Below are 18,140 nucleotides of genomic sequence, written 5' to 3' on the forward strand. Positions count from 1 at the left end.
GCTTTATTTTGTTATCCTCACCACTTCCGACTACTCTATTCTCCCCAGCATAGCTGGGGGATTAGACTTTTCATTTATGGAAAGAGTCGATAACACTTTTAGGATTTTATTATTATTTGTTAATAAATCAATCTCCGCAGAAAGATTCGTCACTCTTTTTTCTTTTTCTTTAATATTTTTTTTAAATTCTCAAAGTCTTTCTTATAAAATTTTCCTTCATCATAAGTAACCACAATTTCAAAATCCTGAAGAATTGTTTTTCTTGTAAGTTTTAATTTGTTTAACTTTTCATAATTCAATTCAAGAGCTGTAATAGCATCATCATTATTAAATAATCCTGCCGACACTGCCTCGCGAATAGAATCCTCCTTAGTTGTAAGTAAAACCATTATTTTTTCAACTGTAGCTATCTGATTTTTTAATGAATTATTACTAATCAGCTTTCGAATTTCATTTTTAGCTATTATGTATCCACAGTTTTTCAGTTCAATTTTTTGCTCTAAAAGTGCATCCCTATTTAAATTTTCAACTTCTAAATTCTCTCCAAGATAAAATATTGTATCAGGATATGAAACCTGACTAGATTCTCTCTGCCCCTTTTCTAACTGATCCACTTGGTTAGTGATTAGCTCTTGTGGCACTTTTTGCTTTTTCTTATCTTCTATGTAGCGCTCCACATCATCGGCAAATATCTCTATATTTTCGGCTATCTGTTTTTGCTCATCATAATTTGTAATGAATTCACTGAATAATGCTTCAAGATCTCCTCTTTTGGTACTTTGAACGCTAAATGATTTTTGAACATCGCAAAAATGGAAATTATAAAAACTACGTCCAACATATTGATTAATAAATGCATTAGCCTCATTTTCATTTCCATTAAGCGTAACCTTAGAGACATCCGGGTTTAATTCATCTTTTTTTTGCTCTCTACAGAGAATATTTTCATTTTCGTCATCCATTATCCAAAGATAGACCTACACTTTTGATGTATTACTAGAATCTCTATGCTTCAATATCCCATTTGTATTTTGTTTTCGATCAGATTCATTTGTACTCCTATTATTAAACGCTGTTTTTAAACGTCCTATTTCACCTGTTAAACACCATTCAATTGCATCTATGGTGGTCGTCTTTCCTATTCCATTTGCAGCAGATAACAAAACAACGGATTTATCATTAAAATCAATTGTCTTGTCACGAAATCCTCTGAAATTTACCATTCTTAGTTTACGAATAATCACGTTTCAAGCCACTCCTTAATTTTTTCAAAATCCTGAACACTAAACGACTTATCAATTATACCTTCATGTTCTTTTCTTTTTGCTTTCTTATGTTGCCTTTTTAATAACGAAAAAACGCTTTCATCTTCTGGCAATAGTCTTCTTAATAAACCTATCTGTTCTTCATCAGGCAAAAAATCTTTTATGGGAATCATATGAAAAGGTAATTCAATTGCTTCATCATCATCAAGTATTATTTTATTTCTATCACTCATATTTCCCTTAAGAATGATTTTTCGCGAAACAAGTAAATTTCCTTCTCGATTTTTATCCGGATTATCGTCTGAACAAATTATCAGTTGAACGATATTGTATTTAAGCCTATGAATATCCGTGTTTTTACCATTAATGATTGCAAACACACGGATACGATCATCCCATGTGTCACACAACTCATTAATATCCATTATATTACCATCTAATACAAAAAACAGCTCATCACGATTTTGACTAATATAAATTCCTAATAGTTCCACAGGTTTATCATCAATATCAAATAAATCCTCAAGGTTTATTTCATCGTCAATAATATTCGCGCTATCCAAAAGATTTAAATACCCATTTGACTTAAATTCATCTTGTAAAATCAAAACTACTCCTCCCCATTAACACATTTTTCAGAGAAAATACAATCTCTACATATCTCCGGAATACTCCATTCCTTTTCATCTATTCCAATGCAATCCATGCATTCTATATAAAAGCTATCTTCCCCTAAATCAGCTACCGTAGGATTTTCAATTATATCTGCTTGACTATAGCTATAATAATTTTTTCCCATAAGAATTTTATTATTTTCATAAAACCATTTTTCAGGTTTTTGTGATAGCTTTATCATACGCCCGGCTATTTTTCGTGTTATCCGTCTAAAATTCCCCCCTGGGTTAGGAAGTATTACACAATGACTCACATACTTATCATCTGGAAAATTGAAGCAGACGTATTCCATGACCCTTCCATCGATATAATGATCTGGTCTCAACAACTCTATATTAATTGTAATGTCCTCTACTTGTAGAATTTTTTCCTGGCAAAGATTCAAAATAATCTTCCACATATATTCTAAAAATAATATATATGAAAGTTTGCATTCAGCAATTTTGATTACACGTGTATCCATTGATAAAGTCTTATACTCAGAGACTTTTCTTTCCTCTTCTAAGCTAAAAGTATTCAATAGCTTATACTGTCCATCAACTGTATTTGCAACATCTTCAATCCAACAAACAGTATTTCGATAAATCAAATCTAATAAGGCCATCTGTAGCTCAGACAAACCATTGTCACCGATAATATCCCCATATACCTCAGATGCAATGCCAACCAAATAACTAACAATAATATTCTCTGTCTTAGTCTGGCTCGATTCGAGCATATATCTTGTAAAGTCTTTTTTTTCAAATTTCAGACTAGCAAAATCCGGATCGACCAGCGAATATCTTTTTTGAATATAGGATATAGCTAATCCCAATAAAATAACCGGCCAATTATCCTCGTTACTCCCCTTAACATAATTAGGGAATTCTTTTTCCAATTTTTCCATCAATTCTTCCCTATACTCAACGATATTCTTTTGTGAAGAAATTTTGAATTGATTTATAAAATCCTTTAATGAATCCTCTGATGCCATAGTTTTAAAAAATTTTGCTTTCTGTTCCTTTTTCTTAGAAATAGTATATATATTACTTCTAAGCCATTTCTTCGAATCTTCTACCGTTGAATAATCAATTTTCTTAGGAATTTTAATTTTTAAATAATCTTTCATCTCTTGTAGAGTTGGCTTATTAATCTCAGGTACTCTATGAATATAAAGACTCGGTATAGCATCCAAGGTACTTCCAAGCATCTTAAGGCGAAGATATTGATAATAAAGATCGGTAAATATTTCTTCCCTTTGGGGTGAAGTATTGGGATAATACTTTACCTGAATAAACTCAAATTTTCCATTTTTATAGAAAACATCCACATCCTCCAAATATTCAGAACAAACATATTCTACTTTGTCTCGAAGAAGACACATAATAGTAATGTAGTCTTGAAATATAAACCCCCTTATTTTACTTGTCGCATCGCGTTTTTTATCCCCCTCGTACATGACTGATATTTTATCTATTTCATCCTTCGACAATGTACACAAATGCTAGACCTCCTCATATCCAGTAGTTTCTTTAATCATAAAATTTGCTCTTTTCAAATAAAAATCATATCATAAGCGCATTCACATTTTCATAATTACTCTAAATAAATTCTCTTTTTCGCCATCGCCACCATTGAATCAATTCTACGATAAACTTCTCTCCCATTCCAGTCAATCCACCATGCTTTTTGGGTACTATATGGAGCAACCATATTTGATTGTATTTCGCCATTTTTAGCTGGATGCCACATAGCTGCAATCATTGGATATCTCGTTTGCAAATCATTAAATCCTGACAAAACTTTCTGTCCACTGCAGTAGGGACAACCATTTCCATTGGTCTTTGCCATATTTTTGGTACGATTACTGACCGCGGATAAATAAGAATGTCCCTTAGGGCAAATCCACCAGACCTTTCGATGGGTATATGGGCTCATTCCTCTTGGATCAACATCCTTATTCTTCTCTACATCCCATTCTCTTTCCAATTTAGGAAATATTGTAAACAAATCATTTTCCCCGCAAATAGCCTTTCTTCCTGAACAATACGGACATCCACTCTTTGCATTGGTTCTACTCGCAACAGTTGTCATATAACTATGATTCCTTTCGCATTTCCACCAAACGCGTTTTACAGTTCCGGGCATCACTTGGCTAGGTTGCAGTCCTCCATTCTTTTCTTCATCCCATTCCTTTGCAATTTCTGGATATCGTGTTTGCAAATCATTATATCCACTCAATAGCCTCTGGCCAGCGCAAATCGGACATCCAGCTCCCTTAGCTCGTGCACATGGTGCCATCTGATATTCATGCCCCTTCTTGCAAACCCACCAGACTTTCTTTCCACTCCCATATGATATTTGTTCCGGTTTCAATTTACCATTCTTTTCACAATTCCATTCTTTCAAAAATTCCGGATGACGCGCCGCAATAGAATTTTCTTTTATTGAAAAACAATAGAGATTCCATATTTCTGTTCTTTTTTCTTCAAAATCAATTATTTCTACATTCAAATCTCCTGTCAGCAAATAGCAAACTTGTCTTATTGCGAAAGAAAGATTATTAAACAAATTATCCTTTTCTCGAATCCAAATAATATCTTTTTCTTCCTGCGGTTTTTCTCCCTCATATTCTTTGATTCTAATAACACGAATTCCTTTTTTCTGAAAGAAAAGATCCTTTTTTCGCTCTTTTTCTCTATTTGTATGAAATCGCTTTCCATCATATTCAATTCCTGCTTTAAGTTCCGGAATATAAATATCTAATTCTTTTCCTTCCAATTGGTATCTATTTTCTGTCTGAGGATATTGTTTTTTGAAATAAAAATAAATACACTGCTCAGGAAAAGAGGTTTGCCTTTCCTTCGCGCAAATTGGACAACTAGTTCCTCTTATTTTTGTTCTATTTTCCGGAGCTGCCTGATAAGAATGACCTACAGGACAGATCCACCAGTATTTTTTGTGTGCTCCTGGCCCTATCTGATCCGGTGTAATCCCTCCATTCTTCTTTACATCCCACTCTACGGCAATCTCTGGATACAAACTTTCAAGATCATTAACTCCTTTTTCTCTCCTCTTTCCAGCACAAACTGGACAACCACTTTTTCTTTCACCTTTTTTTACACGCGCATTTAAGCTTTGCTGATACTCATGTCCCTTCGAACAAATCCACCAAACCTTCTTTCCACAAGATGCAAAAACATCCTCTGGCCTAAAATTACCATTTCGAAATGGATGCCATTCTACTGCTACCTCCGGACATACTGTTTTCAAATCATTAAAGCCCGGCAATAATTTTTTATTTGCACAATATGGGCAACCTTCTCCCCGTTCTTTTCTTGTTCGCTGATTAATTGACGCTTCATATTCATGCCCATTTTTGCACTTCCACCATACTTTTTTATTCGAGCAAACGGTCACTTGATCTGGTGTCAAATTCTTATTTTTTTCAAAATTCCATTCTTGAGCAACTTCCGGTCGAAAAGTGCTTAAATCATTAAAGCCTTTCCACACCTTCTGATTCGCGCAATAAGGACACCCGCTTGTTTTTTTAGATGTTATTTTATTAGGCGATGCCTCCCACCGATGGCCAAACTCACAAATCCAGCTTACCTTTTTTTCACTACCATAAGACAATTTTTCTGGCTCTTCTATATTCTCTTTATCCCATCGTGCCAAAATATCTTGTCGCTCATGTTCCATACACCATTCTTTTAAGGATTTTCCCATTCACGTCCCTCTATTCCAAACCTCATACCCCTGCCGTCTCGCCGAATCATACACCGGCTGCATATTCTTCTGTAAAATATTATAAAACTGCTCCCGTGAATTTCCCTTGCAATACAGTTCTCTTCCAGCCCAGATAGAATGTAAATTATCTCGATAGCATCCTTCAAACAATTTATGTATTCCCGGCTTTTCATGAATAAACCCATACAGCAAATACTGATTCTCAGCAAATCTTTCAAAAAACGGATCCCATTTCGGAAGCTTATTACTTTTCGCCGAATTCAAGGAAGAATCCATCGGCATCAAATTCCAAAGTTCATCGTTCATGACAAACGACCATGGAATAAAGTGATCTACATCATATGCTTTTGGCGCGACAACTTCTCCGGTAAACACGTCTCTGACTTCCGTCAGTTCCAGAATACCCTCCCATAGTTTCCGCACATGATTCAATTTCCGCATTTTCTCATCCATCGGCGCCAGTTTATATACAAGACCTGGAACTTCTGGATTATTGTTTTGCAACCATTTGACCTTTTCATATTGAATCCATCCGAGAATCGATACCGTGTTATCCTGAATCATCTTTGTCCAAGATGGCTGAAAATATATTTCTTTTTTGAGCTTACTCCCTGTTCCCAGTGTATACGGTAATATCACAACGTGCTCATTAATTCTCTCAATATATTCCGTCATTCGCCGTACGCTTCCCCAATCTGCTGGTTCTTCCGCTCTATCAAAAAATCCTGCAAGAGCTCTGTACGGAACCATATTGGTGAGCTGCTCTTTTGATGTTTTCAATTCCAGTGCATACTTTTTAATCGCATTTTTAATTTCTACCTTGGATGCATTTGCAGGCAGATTGCTGAGTTCTGATAATTTACTTACAGCTCTCTCCAATCCATCTTTTACTTGTCCATCGATTGGCATTCCGCTCAGATGGATGTGAAACTCGCGGACCGAGTACCATGCATTGCAAATCATTTCATCGATCACCGCATCAAAAGTGGTTTCTTTTATGCCTTCCGCAATAAGCTGGACAATCGCTTCCAACCAATAAAACTTGTAACAATAGGACGGATCTTTCATCATGTGTGAAAACCCTTCAATATCTAATGTATTGTAATATTTCCCATCCAGTTTCAAACTATATCCGATTTTTGAAGTATCAAATTCAACCACTTTTCCTCACTCCTACCCGGACGGACATCTTTCGATATCCAGCATTCTACTATCTTTATTTCTGAAAAGTCTTTTATAAATGCCGCAAAAGAATTTTCTGTAAAATCGGTATAATATCGTTCTTCACGATATCCCTCATATTCTCCATACTTGAAGGAAGTATAAATATATCCTTCTTTCTTTAGGGCACGCATCATTTTATATAGAACATCTTGTAATTCGTCTTTCGAAAGATGTAAGATAGAAGAACACGCCCATATCCCCTCATACTTATTTACGAACGAAAGTTCCGAAAATAACATTTTTTTCACTTCAATTTTGACATATTCTCTGGTAATTTTACAAATTTCTTCCGATCCATCTACCGCATCGACACGATAACCTTTTTCCAGAAAATATTTACTATCGCGTCCGGATCCACAGCCAAAATCCAAAATATAAGAGCCGGCCGAAAGGTAGGAAAGAAACTTATCCTGTACGGAATGAAACTCAACACTCTTTGTATTTTCAATAAATTTAGTCGCATTTTGATTATAATATTGCAGTGTATTTTCGTCCTGCTCTGTAAATTTTTTTGTTTGCTCCAAGGTCATAGTTTCTTTCCACCCTCACTCATTTTTCTACTCGACAGCACTTTTCGTGAAATATATCCTAATTTTCTGTTCCTACATTCCTTTTCTAATTTCCTCTATCAATGTAATATCTGCAGGTAACCATTCTACTTCGTTCAGTTTTTCTTTCGTCAACCACTTTGCCGCTTCGTGTTCTTTCAATACAAGATCTCCATTTAAAACTTCACACCAAAAGCAATCCATAGAAAGGTGAAACGCCGGATAGTCATACTCAATCGTATCAATATATTCTCCCACTTCTATTTCCGTATCCAACTCTTCCATAATTTCTCTTTTCAAAGCTTCCTGCGGTGTCTCACCTTTTTCGATTTTTCCTCCCGGAAATTCCCAGCCGCCTTTAAATTCTCCATAACCTCTCTGGGTTACAAAAATGATGGATTCTCCTGTTTTATTTACTGCTTTTATTACTGCTGCAACAACTCTGATTGTTTTCATTTTACTTTTCCTCCATTGTTTTTCCACTCTGCAAATATCTCAATAAGTCTTCTCTTACTGCTGTTTGCATTTTAAATTTTAATTTACAAATCGGTTTTAATACGCCTCTATTATTTTTCTTTTCCGCTTCATGAGCCTCCAAGACATCAAATTCTCCCATATAGAAAAAATTGTTTTCTGCATCCGTCTTTTGAACAAAAAGATGTTTTCTTGGTGTATTTAAAACCTTATCCATATATGCACCATCTAACTTTTTATCAATTTGGGAATCCCATCTAAAAATTACGTTGTCTACGAATTCATCCGCATAATCAGGCTTTCCATCAACATATTCTTTTTCTTCATCTGTGTTTTCTTCTTTATGATACGTGACAAAAATGAAAACATCGTCTCCTAGTTGCGACATTCCATACATTGTTGACGACAAATCTTTGCCTGCATTCATAAGCAAACTAACATCTCTTCTTGAGTATTTTTCATAAAGTACAAATGGCACTCCATTTCTATATGGTTTTGCGTACTTATCTTGATATCTGGCTAAACCAACAGCCACAATGTCCTGGACCTGATCATAAAAATCCTTATGTGCCAGGCGTTCTGTATAACTTAAAATTCTCTTTAAACGATTCTCTCCATCTGCTTCCAGAATATCAATCTGGTAAAACTTCTCTCTTTCCGTGCTGTTTGTGACAAATTTTCCTTTCAGAACATCACATGCAAGATCAATCTTTTGCGTTGTTATCTCATAACCATATCGCTCTTTGCAGCTATCGATAACTTCAGAATATGTAATTTGATTTTTTTCTAAAAATAATCGCAAAATCTCCAATTCATCTGGTCTTACACCGCTTAATATCGTCTTTGACAAATATTCCAGTGTTGTCTTTTCCTGTTCTGACAGCCGAAACAGCTGCTCCTTTTTCTCCATTTGTTCTGCAAAAGAATAATAAGTTTTGTATTCCTTAACAATTACAAGAGGATCCATCTCCGCATTTTCATAAAAATCCAAAAGCATTGGACGTCTTCCGAGACGGTTTTTCAAATTAACGTATCCTTCTTTCATCAATTCTTTCAAGGTGCTTGGTTTGATGCAATCAATCGCATGAAAAATCTTTTCTTTTGCTATTTCATCAAAATGAATAGTAGATGCTCCCGGAATGGTACTATTTCCACTGATCACATATTTCCGAATCACATCCGCATTGTAGGTATTGTCCCCAGATAAAGCGACGGGAATCATAAAATTATTATTGTAATTTCCGATAAAATCCAGAATCACTACATATTCTTTTCCTTCCGCCTTACGCAAGCCTCTTCCCAATTGCTGGATAAAAACAATGGGTGACTGTGTTGGACGAAGCATAATGACTTGATTGACTTCAACAATATCAATTCCCTCGTTCAAAATATCTACAGAGAAAATGTAGTCCAAGGGCTGTAATTCCTCCGTTGCATCCTCTTCTTTCATAGCCAAACGTTCAAATGCTGTTTCTCGAAGCTTTTGCGGCGTTTCATTACTAAGTGCAAGTGTTCTATAACCACGCTCATTGAACATGTTTGACAAGGTTTCGCATTCTTTATTTCTACTGCAGAAAATCAGTCCCTTCACGCGTTCTCCGCTATAGCCGTAATACTGTGCCTGTTCAATGATGTGGTCTACGCGTTCTTCACTTGTAAGAAGATTAAAATCTTTTTCTGTAAGGTTCTTTCCTTTAGATGTTTTATCATCTATCAATGCAATATCACTGATTCCAAAATAATGAAATGGACACAGCAAGTGCTCTTCCATTGCTTTCTGTAATCGAATTTCATGTGCTATTTGATGATGGAAAAGTTCATAGACATTTCGCCCTTCTATATGATCATCCCGTTTATCCGGCGTAGCTGTCATACCTAAAAATAACTGTGGTTCAAAATAGTTCATTACTCTCTGATAGGTATTCGCTGGACTATGGTGTGCTTCATCGAGAATGATACAATCAAATGCATCTTTTTCATATTGGAACAAATGTTGATCTCTATTTAGCGTCTCTACCATAGCAAATACAAAATCGCAGTCATATTCGTGTTTTCCATCGCCTACGATGCCCATGGAAACGGAATTATTAAACACCCGCTCAAAAGACTTCTTGGCTTGTTTGGCTAACTGCGCCCGGTGAACAAGAAATAATACTCTCTTGAAACCTAATTCACGCATTGCAAATGCTGATGCATATGTTTTTCCAGTTCCCGTAGCCGAAATCAATAATGCTCTTTTCTCACCCTTTTCAATGATTTTTCGAAGATTAACAATGAATTCTTCCTGCATGGAATTCGGCTTTAATTTATATTTTTCAAAAGACGGAATCCTGTCTTTTTTAGCCTCTTCTCGTTGATGTTTGATGATCTCGTAGCGTGCTTTGTAAATTTCATAAAAGGTTTCAAAATCCAAAGCATACTCCGAATTCCAAAACGAATTGAATTCTTTTACAATCTCACTTGCTACTTCACCCTGCACGGTCGATATAATCTTTGTATTCCACTCTATGTTGCTGGTAAGCGCTGCACTTGTCATATTGGAACTGCCAAGGATAATTCTATAAACCTCTTCTTTTTTGAAAATGTATCCTTTGGTATGAAATCCATTATTGGCAGCTTCCACATCATACATTTTTAGCGTAATATTTTTCAATTCATTCAGTTTTGCCAACGCTCTTGGCTCACTAAAATCTAAGTAGTTCGTTGTAAGAATTTGCCCCGGGATTCTCTTTCGCTCGAGTTCTTTTAACGTCTGCAGGAGGGGCGTAATTCCTCCCATTGTGATAAATGCCACACTAATCTGGAATTGTTCACAGCGAAGTAGCTCTTCTTCAATAGAAGAAATAACTTTTTTACCCTCTTCTGGATTGTTTGATATAAAACTCGGTTTATATTCCAGATTTGAAGCAAGATTTCCATTGATATAGGCTGCTTCCACCCCTTGATTTATGTTTTGTATTATTTCTTCTTTCACCGTTTCATCCTCTCTGTTCTAACTTTAAATTGTAACGTATTTGACTTTACAATTCAAATTTTTTCATCATTTTCCAGTTTTTACCATGCTTTATAACGTCTCCTGATACGCCCGATCAATCAGCTTCTTTGCCTTCTGAAAGTTTTCTGCCGTCTTGATTGACACTTCTAGCTCCCCCGTTCCGTAATGTCCAATCCCGCGGGTATCTCTTGTGAATCCTTCTTCCAGTTCAACAGTGTCCGGGTCGAGTTTCATTCGGAGCAGGATCTGTTTGTTATAAATTTCAATGCAGAAAATGTTCTGCACTTTCTTATAGGCCAAATACAGCTTCAATTGGTTTGGAACAAGATCGTCTCCCAGCGATTCGATGTAGTCACAAAGCGCCGTATATAATGTTTTGAAATGGCTGCTTGCTGATGACAGCTTCTCTAAATGTGTTTTCTGTGTGTATGTACTACTTGTTGTTGAAATGGTTGATGTTTCCGTTACTGGCTTTGCCACCGGTGTGTTCAGATGTTCAAACAGCAACAGATCTTCCCCATATTTCCGATATTTCACCAACTTGATATTCCTCTGCATCTGATTCACTGCATGCACGTCGTATTTCGTAAAATCATTTGCAATACAAATCACACAAGGCACCGACCAATCAATCTGGTCTGCTACTTCCATACCCAGTTTTTCAATCACAAGCAGTTTGAAATCCGCTTTGTGATCCAAAAGCCAATCCAGATAGAATAATCCCTGATTAATTACGTTCTCGCTCGAGCTTCTCTTATACTCAAAAATCACTGGGCTATTATTTTCATCAATTCCGATGCTGTCCATTCTTCCGGATGTGATCATATATTCACTTTTCAGAAAACGAACGCCGAAAAATGTCTCCATGTTCTGCTCTATCGTTGTTTGCAGTTGTTTCTCCAATACTACCGTGGAAGAGGTGCGCTCTTTCACAACCGTTCCGACCTCAAAAAGTTTTATTTCCGACACTGCAGTTTCTCCTTCCCTGTCGCAAGATATATGTTCATTATATCGTACCTTCTTACAAAATACTATTGTAAAACATTCTTTCCGCAGGCATTCCCATCAAAAAAGGCCGCAGCTCCGCAAAGCTGTGACCTTTTCCCAATATTACCAATATGCTATTTCCGATACACCGTCTTCCCCCGTGCAACGACTTCCTGAATCTCTAGTCCCTGATCCAGTACGCAAAGATCCGCATCATATCCTTCCCGGACCTTGCCTTTTCCTTTCAGTGACAGGATCTCTGCCGGGTTTGCCGTAATCGTCGAAATTGCGGTTTCCAGCGGAATTCCCGCTTTCTCCACGCATTCTTTTACTTCTTTCAGCAAACAGCTCGACTGGCCCATGCCCATCCGCAGGAATTCTCCCTTTTCATTAAAGATCGGCAGACTGCCCTGACCGTCGGATGAGATGGTGATGTGTTTCGGGTTCACGCCTGCATCCAGCATGCGGCGGATTCCTTTGCACACGCGGACTTCATCACAGACAGTTTCCCAGTAATCGATCTCTTCATTTCCGGTGAAATCGACCGCACCGCCCTTTACGGCGTATTCAATTGCCTTCTGGAACAGCTTCTCGTTCCGGTTGACATGGGTCGGGAGGAACTGGCTGGCCGGGATTTCGGTTTCGCTGATGACGCGTTCGATCAGCTCCATACATCTTGCACCGTCGCCAAGGTGGACATTGATCACTCCCGCTTTCCCGGAAAGAACGCCGCCGAGGCGCGTGTCTGCTGCCAGTCGGGCGAATTCTTCGAAGGTCGGCTGTGAGGATCGGTGGTCCGAAATCGCGATTTCGCCGGTTCCGATGATTTCTTCGATCATCATGATATCTTTCGTAATTCCATCCGTCAGTGTGCGCACCGGAACCTGGTAGCTGCCGGTGTAGCACCAGGCGGACATGCCCTGCTCCCGGAGGCCTTTTGTTTTTGCCACGAGCGCGCACATGTCACGGCCAATGCCGTCAGTTCCGAGGCAGCCGACAACGGTTGTCACACCGAACTTGTTCAGGCCTTCCATCGTCGCCTCCGGGGTGCGGTTGGCAAAGCCGCCCTCACCGCCTCCGCCGAGCACGTGAACATGGCAGTCAACAAAGCCAGGTGTCAGGACAAGTCCGGTTCCGTCTACGGTCTCCGCGCCAGAGAGCAGGCCGTCTGCCGTTATCGTGCCGGCATCTGCGATCTTGACAATTTTATCATACACAGTAAGAACGTCTTTTCTTCCGAGGTATTCCGGCGCATAGACGTCTATGTTCTGAAATAATATCATTTTCTCTCACTCCTCTTAAAATCCAATGGCAACCGCAATCAGAATCGTAATGACTGCTCCAATCATCAGTATCCCTAAGAATTTCCACATGAATTTGATCCAGTTCGACCACTCGATTTTTGCAATCGCCAGGGAGCCGATCAGGCAGCCGGAGGTCGGGACGATCAGGTTTGTGAAGGCATCACCGAGCTGGAACGCAAGGACGGATGTCTGGCGGGATACGCCGAGAAGGTCCGCGAGCGGTGCCATGATCGGCATGGTGATCGCCGCCTGGCCGGAGCCGGATACGACGAAAAAGTTGAAGACCGACTGGAACACATACATCAGCACGGCTGCGGCTGCACCGGAAAGACCGGCCAGGGCCTGTGAAATGCCGTACATAATGGTGTTGATAACGGTCGGGGTGGTCGGATCAGAACCGCCGAGCACCTGCATGATGCCCTGTGCCATCGCAACAACGAGTGCTGCGCCGATCAGGTCTTTTGCGCCGTCTTTGAAGGAAACGGCAATGTCATTTACTTTCATATTGTTCAGATGGAAAATGACACCAATGACACCTGCCACAATTCCCATGATGAAGAACTGGGTTGCGATTTCGGCCATGTAATAGCCTTTTGCCATAACGCCCCAGATGACCCAGACAACGGTAACGGCCAGTGTTACCAGAACTAAGATATGGCCGACGCCGAAGGAATGGCCCTCGTCGATGCCTGTTTTTTCGTTCTGATCACGGAAATACTGGTCGCTTTCGTAAGCAACGGAAATTTCCGGGGTCTTTTTGACTTTTGCTGCATAGAACATGGTCATGCCGCAGCCAAGAGCGGTGAATACGACCCACATCACCATACGGAAACCTGCGCCGGAGAAGACGTCAACGCCGGCGATTCCCTGTGCGATTCCGACGGAAAACGGGTTCATCCAGGAAGATCCGAAGCCGATCTGTGTTGCCACGTACGTAACAAGCACGGCAATGACGGTGTCGTATCCGACAGCGACGAACAGCGGGCAGAGGATCATGGTGAACGGAAGGGCCTCTTCTCCCATTCCGAACACGGCTCCGCCGAGGGAAAACAGGACGAAAAGGACCGGGATCAGCAGTTTTTCGGCTCCTTTTGCTTTACGGATCAGGCCGATCAGACCGGCTTCAACGGCTCCGGTGCGGATCATGATACCGAAAGCGCCGCCGACTACCATCAGAAATGCGATGATTTCGATGGCGGAGCTGCTGATAATTCCGTTATACATATAATTGAAAAATCCGGTTCCACCGTCGCCGCTGAACAATGCAACACCTTCTGTGACCGGTTTTCCTGCAGCATCGGTCAGATACTGGAAGCTTCCGTCTTTGATGACGGTACGGGTCTTTTCTACCCCGTTCATCAGGTATGTGACATCCTCCGTCTCGTAATAGCCTTTCGGGACGAGGAAGGTCATGACGGCCGCGATAACTACCACAAAAAAGATGATAATGTAGGTATCCGGCACGTTAAATCCCCTGTTGAATGATTTCAGGCCTTCGCCTTTCTTTTTGCTCATATTTTGAGATTTCCTCCATTTGATATTCTATTCTCGTTTTTAACGCGCATGGATTAGTGTACCATAGATCATAGAGGAAAGTCACTGAAAAAATCAAAAAAGTGACAGAAAAATTTTCCATTCGAATTTTTCTGCCGGCTGTGTGCAATGTCATGCATAACATGATTGTATAGAAAGACAAACAATTCCTTTTTGGGTTTCCTGCTCCCCGTCTCTTATGCTATACTTGGAAAGTTGTTCTAACAGTAATACAAATCTAATACAGAAAGCGAGCTTTTCAAATGAATTCGTTCAAACCAATGCTACTCACTTCTCTGAAGTCCTATGACCGCGCGCAGTTTGCCAAAGATGTGACTGCCGGTATCATCGTTGCGATCATTGCACTTCCTCTTTCTATTGCACTGGCTCTTGCTTCCGGCGTGGGACCGGAGGCTGGTATTTTCACCGCGATTGTGGCGGGCTTTGTGATTTCCGCGCTCGGCGGAAGCTGTGTCCAGATTGCCGGTCCGACGGCCGCGTTTGCCACGATTGTTGCCGGTATTGTCGCGCGGGACGGCCTCGAGGGGCTGATGACGGCGACCATTCTTGCCGGTGTCTTCCTTATTATCATGGGCTTCTGTCATTTTGGAAGTCTGATCAAGTTTATTCCTTATACGATTACAACGGGTTTTACTTCCGGTATTGCGGTGACAATCGTGATCGGACAGTTAAAGGATTTCTGCGGTGTTACGTATCCTGACGGGGTAAAGCCGATTGAAACGATGGAAAAACTGAAGGCATTTGCGGAGAATTTTTCCACGATTTCACCGGATGCTCTGATTGTCGGCGGGGTCAGCCTTGCTATTCTGATCGTGTCTCCGCTTATTTTCAAGAGAATCCCAGGATCGCTGATTGCTGTTATTGTCGGTATTCTGATGGTTCAGTTTCTGCCGCTGCACGTTTCTACGATTGGAAATCTGTACACAATCAGCAATGCGCTTCCGACGCTTCATCTGCCGGTTTTTGACATGAAACTGATTCAGTCGGCGATTCCAAATGCGTTTACGATCGCGGTGCTTGCGGCGATTGAGTCGCTTCTCTCCTGTGTTGTTGCGGACGGCATGATCAACAGCAAGCATCGTTCGGATACAGAGCTGATTGCACAGGGTGCCGGAAATATTGCTTCTGCGCTTTTCGGCGGTATTCCGGCTACGGGAGCGATTGCCAGAACGGCGGCAAATATCAAAAACGGCGGACGCACGCCGGTTGCGGGTATAGTGCATTCCATTACGCTCGTCATCGTTCTTGTTGTGCTGATGCCGTTTGCGGGCATGATTCCGATGCCGACGATTGCCGCGATTCTGTTCCTTGTTGCCTACAATATGTGCCAGTGGAGAACCTTCGTGCATCTTGTACGCACGGCTCCGAAGAGTGATATTATCGTTCTTTTTACTACGTTTGTGCTGACCGTTGTGTTTGACCTCGTTGTCGCAATCGAGATCGGCATGGTTCTGGCCTGCCTGCTTTTCATCAAGCGGATGAGCGAGGAAACACACGCCGACAGCTGGGTCTATGTAGACGATGATTCCCCGGCGGTGGATGAACATCTGCAGAAGCTGCCGCTGGAAATCCGTGTATACGAGATCACAGGACCGCTCTTCTTTGGCGCGGCGGATGCGATTGAGCACATCGTGGTAAAGGATTTCACAAAATGTCTCGTTCTCCGGATGCGGAGCGTACCGGCGATCGACAGTACAGCCATGAATGCACTCCAGAATCTGACGAAGCTCTGCGAATCGAAAGGGATCACCCTCGTCTTCTCTCATGTGAATGAGCAGCCGATGAAGGTGATGAAAAAATCCGGCTTTGTGGAGCTTGTCGGGGAAGAAAATTTCTGTTCAAATATTTCGGATGCATTAAAGCATGCGGAGGAGCTGATTTCGAGATAATGTGAAACTGCAGCTGCCGCAGCATCTGGTCTGTATCACCTGTGATCCTTTCTCCTTTATGCCAGATAGCTTCTACACATAAAAAAGGCCGCCGTGCTGAGTACTGACCTATGCTTTTCCGTTCATCACGCAGTTAATCTTTTTCTCATCGTAAAACATCAGTATCAGTCCGCCTGCGCCGCAGAATACAGCTGCACCGAATGCCGCAATCCGGTATCCGGCTCCACTGCCGTTTCCAATGGTGGAGACCGCCGTAAAGATCAGCATGGAAAGGCTCTGCCCCAGCTTGAAGGCGAAAGTTCTGGCTGCGTAGAACATTCCCTCGCGGCTGCTTCCCGAGGTAACCGCATCGCTCTGTGCAATATCTGCGACAACCGCCTGCGGCAGAATACCGAAAATCGCCATGGGAAGTGCTGCCGCGACTGTCAGAATCAGACCCTGTACGGCTTCCGGAATGAACGGGATGTTTCCCATAAAGCCTGTGTAAAAATATGCAAGGCTAAAAATAGCAAAGGCAAACAGAATCATCTTTTTCTTGCCCAGTTTCGGTGTCAGCTTGTTGACCGGAACGTAAAAGACAAGCGACAGTGCGGTCATTCCCACAAAATACAGTGTTGTCATCGTCTCCGGGAGTTTCAGCAGGCTGGTAACGAAAAACGGAAGGCCCGTCTGGAACATGGTAAGTGCGATCCAGTAAAAGATATCGGATCCCACGAATTTTCGGAATTCTCCGTTTCGAAAGGTTGCCGCAAGGGAACGGAAGGCGGAATCCTTCGAAGGAACGGTATCTACGTAATCTTTTTCCCGAATACAGAATACCGGCACGAGCATGCATACGAAAGCTGCCAGCGCCATGGCTGTGAAGGTGACCCGGATCGCATTTACTCTTCCAAAGGAAGGAATCAACGCACCCCAGATCGTCGGTGCCAGATAGGCCACGGCTGTTCCTGCGATAAAGGTAAAGGAAATGATGGTGGATATGTTCAGGCGTTCCTGCTGTGTGTGGCCAAGCTCCGGAATCAGAGCATTGTATGGGGTACAATATGCCGTGATCGAAAGATAGTATGCCAGAATCATCACAAATAAGAACGCAGCATTGATCCAGCTGTTTTCATTCGCCGGTGACCAGAACACCAGCACCGTGGAAAGTGCCAGCGGCAGAGCCGCGCCTTTTAAAAACGGGATCCGCCGTCCATTTTTCGAAGTACACCGGTCTGACCAGGACGCAATCATCGGGTCAGTGAATGCATCGAAAATTCTTCCGAAAGCTGTAATTCCTCCAATAATGGTAAAAACCCCGAAAATCACCAGCCCCTGCGGAATGAATACCGTCTGTCCCTGGCTGATTGCGGTTTCATCCGGCTGATAAAAGTACACCAGCCAGTTCGATATGATACCAGACAGCAGCGCCCATCCAAACTGGCCTGCTGCGAACTGCCATATCTTTGCCGTTGTTAATTTTTTCATTTTGCTTCCCCCTGTTTTGTCTTCTCCTG

Annotated in this window: 14 protein-coding genes; 1 reads left to right on the plus strand and 13 read right to left on the minus strand. The window is 41.1% G+C overall.

What is annotated here, in order from left to right; all coding sequences use genetic code 11:
- Positions 1–149: 149 nt before the first annotated feature.
- The 12 genes from I2G42_RS10840 to yfcC all read right to left on the minus strand — a co-directional run bounded on the left by I2G42_RS10840 (position 150) and on the right by yfcC (position 14,716).
- On the minus strand, positions 150–962 hold the full coding sequence (locus tag I2G42_RS10840; protein ID WP_195531047.1) for a hypothetical protein: 813 nt from the start codon (positions 960–962) through the stop codon (positions 150–152).
- Positions 963–977: 15 nt separating this feature from the next.
- Positions 978–1,244, minus strand: a complete 267-nt coding sequence (locus tag I2G42_RS10845) for an AAA family ATPase (protein WP_195531048.1) — start codon at positions 1,242–1,244, stop codon at positions 978–980.
- On the minus strand, positions 1,241–1,873 hold the full coding sequence (locus tag I2G42_RS10850; protein ID WP_195531049.1) for a hypothetical protein: 633 nt from the start codon (positions 1,871–1,873) through the stop codon (positions 1,241–1,243). Before I2G42_RS10850 ends, I2G42_RS10845 begins: the two co-directional genes overlap by 4 nt.
- A gap of 2 nt (positions 1,874–1,875) precedes the next feature.
- Complete coding sequence (locus tag I2G42_RS10855; protein WP_195531050.1) at positions 1,876–3,420, minus strand: hypothetical protein; 1,545 nt, start codon at positions 3,418–3,420, stop codon at positions 1,876–1,878.
- A 95-nt stretch (positions 3,421–3,515) separates the two neighbouring features.
- Positions 3,516–5,648 (minus strand): zinc-ribbon domain-containing protein, encoded by a 2,133-nt coding sequence (locus tag I2G42_RS10860; protein ID WP_195531051.1) that lies wholly within the window; start codon positions 5,646–5,648, stop codon positions 3,516–3,518.
- On the minus strand, positions 5,649–6,830 hold the full coding sequence (locus I2G42_RS10865; protein WP_330611319.1) for an HNH endonuclease domain-containing protein: 1,182 nt from the start codon (positions 6,828–6,830) through the stop codon (positions 5,649–5,651). It lies immediately after the preceding gene.
- On the minus strand, positions 6,791–7,423 hold the full coding sequence (locus I2G42_RS10870) for a class I SAM-dependent methyltransferase (protein WP_055221461.1): 633 nt from the start codon (positions 7,421–7,423) through the stop codon (positions 6,791–6,793). Before I2G42_RS10870 ends, I2G42_RS10865 begins: the two co-directional genes overlap by 40 nt.
- A 72-nt stretch (positions 7,424–7,495) precedes the next feature.
- Entirely contained in the window at positions 7,496–7,897 is a 402-nt protein-coding gene (locus tag I2G42_RS10875; RefSeq protein ID WP_195531052.1) for a (deoxy)nucleoside triphosphate pyrophosphohydrolase, read from the minus strand.
- 1 nt (position 7,898) lies between these two features.
- Positions 7,899–10,889 carry a DEAD/DEAH box helicase gene (locus I2G42_RS10880; protein ID WP_195531053.1) on the minus strand — a complete coding sequence of 997 codons (2,991 nt, stop codon included), beginning with the start codon at positions 10,887–10,889 and terminating at the stop codon, positions 7,899–7,901.
- Positions 10,890–10,979: 90 nt separating this feature from the next.
- Positions 10,980–11,879 carry an endonuclease NucS domain-containing protein gene (locus tag I2G42_RS10885; RefSeq protein WP_118700394.1) on the minus strand — a complete coding sequence of 300 codons (900 nt, stop codon included), beginning with the start codon at positions 11,877–11,879 and terminating at the stop codon, positions 10,980–10,982.
- A 152-nt stretch (positions 11,880–12,031) separates the two neighbouring features.
- Positions 12,032–13,180, minus strand: a complete 1,149-nt coding sequence (gene iadA / locus I2G42_RS10890; RefSeq protein ID WP_118594929.1) for a beta-aspartyl-peptidase — start codon at positions 13,178–13,180, stop codon at positions 12,032–12,034.
- Positions 13,181–13,195: 15 nt separating this feature from the next.
- Positions 13,196–14,716, minus strand: a complete 1,521-nt coding sequence (gene yfcC / locus I2G42_RS10895) for a putative basic amino acid antiporter YfcC (protein ID WP_055221472.1) — start codon at positions 14,714–14,716, stop codon at positions 13,196–13,198.
- A gap of 281 nt (positions 14,717–14,997) precedes the next feature.
- Between yfcC and I2G42_RS10900 the strand changes: the two genes are divergently transcribed.
- A complete protein-coding gene (locus I2G42_RS10900) occupies positions 14,998–16,644 on the plus strand; it encodes a SulP family inorganic anion transporter (protein ID WP_055221474.1) in 1,647 nt (548 codons plus the stop codon).
- A 108-nt stretch (positions 16,645–16,752) separates the two neighbouring features.
- Here I2G42_RS10900 and I2G42_RS10905 read toward each other — a convergent pair whose 3' ends face one another.
- The gene (locus I2G42_RS10905; protein WP_195531054.1) at positions 16,753–18,111 is read right to left on the minus strand and encodes an MFS transporter; all 1,359 of its coding nucleotides are present in this window, start codon (positions 18,109–18,111) and stop codon (positions 16,753–16,755) included.
- Positions 18,112–18,140 lie beyond the last annotated feature (29 nt).

The sequence above is a fragment of the Fusicatenibacter saccharivorans genome (assembly GCF_015557635.1).
GTDB lineage: Bacteria > Bacillota > Clostridia > Lachnospirales > Lachnospiraceae > Fusicatenibacter > Fusicatenibacter saccharivorans.